Source organism: Roseateles sp., assembly GCF_031397715.1.
GTDB lineage: Bacteria > Pseudomonadota > Gammaproteobacteria > Burkholderiales > Burkholderiaceae_C > Paucibacter_A.
In genome coordinates this window covers 1-1,216 of record NZ_JANNMI010000195.1, presented here as the reverse complement: position 1 = coordinate 1,216, position 1,216 = coordinate 1, and the positions used below count along the sequence as shown (strand labels likewise).

The following is a 1,216-nucleotide window of genomic DNA, read 5'->3' as shown; positions in this document are numbered from 1 at the left end:
CCAGTCGCGGCAGGTGACCCGATTGCCGGTCCAGTTATGGAAATACTCATGCGCGACGATAGCTTCGATGCGGCCGAAATCGGCGTCGGTGGCGGTGGCGGCCGAGGCCAGCAGTGCCGAGGTATTGAAGATGTTCAGGCCCTTGTTTTCCATCGCGCCCATATTGAAGTCGGACACGCCGACGATCATGAAGCGCTCCAGATCGAGCGGCAAATTGAAGCGCGCTTCGTCCCAGACGATGGATGCGATCAGCGAGTTCATCGCGTGCTCGGTCTTCTCCAGATCACCCCGGCGCACAAAGACTTGCAGCAAATGGTCCTTGCCGGCACGGGTGGTCACGCGCTGTTCGCGCGCCACCAGGTCGCCGGCCACCAGCGCGAACAAATAGCTCGGCTTCGGGAACGGGTCATGCCATTTGGCGAAGTGGCGGCCGTTGGGCAAATCACCGCTTTCCAGCAGATTGCCGTTCGACAACAACACCGGGTACTTGGCCTTGTCGGCGCGCAGCAGCACGGTGTAGACGGCCATCACATCGGGGCGGTCCAAGAAGTAAGTGATGCGGCGAAAGCCTTCGGCCTCGCACTGCGTGAAGAAGCTGCCGCCCGAGGTGTAGAGACCGTTCAGCGTGGTGTTCTTGTCGGGCGCGCAGGTGTTGCGCAGCTCAAGCGCGAAGTCCGCGTCGGGCGCGTTGTCGATCACCAACTCGTCGCCGTCTTGGCGGAAGGACACGCTCTCGCCGTTGATCAGTACCCGCAGCACGTTCAGCGCTTCGCCCTGCAGGCGCAGTGGGCCGTGGGCGACGGCGCGGTTGCGCTCGAGCGCCATCTTGGCGGTGATCAGGGTCTTGGCCGGGTCGAGATCAAAGGTCAAATCGACGGTGCGAATCCAGAACGCGGGCGCGCAGTAGTCTTCGCGGCGAATCAAAGTGGCAGTGCCTTCACGCATGGCGGGCATCCTTGGGTGGGAAATCGTAGAAAACCCCGCTCCCGAACAAAATGGGTCGGAGGCAGGGTCCTGGGGAGACGCTTGAGGCGGATGTTAGACGCCTTGCTTCAGGCTCTCGGAGATGAAGGGGTCGAGGTCGCCGTCCAGCACTTTTTGCGTGGCCGAGGTTTCGTAGTTGGTTCTGAGATCCTTGATGCGGCTCTGATCCAGCACATAACTGCGAATCTGATGGCCCCAGCCGACATCGGTCTTGGTGTCTTCGAGTTTTTGT

1 protein-coding gene and 1 pseudogene are annotated in these 1,216 nt (G+C 61.3%); both read right to left on the bottom strand.

Features of this window, described 5'->3' with window-relative positions; translation table 11 throughout:
- Positions 1-945: M1 family aminopeptidase (locus tag RMO57_RS08345; RefSeq protein WP_310385733.1), on the bottom strand; the 945-nt coding region annotated here is incomplete at its 3' end.
- A gap of 93 nt (positions 946-1,038) precedes the next feature.
- Positions 1,039-1,216 (bottom strand): annotated as a pseudogene (prfB, locus tag RMO57_RS08340) (peptide chain release factor 2); the annotation flags it as partial.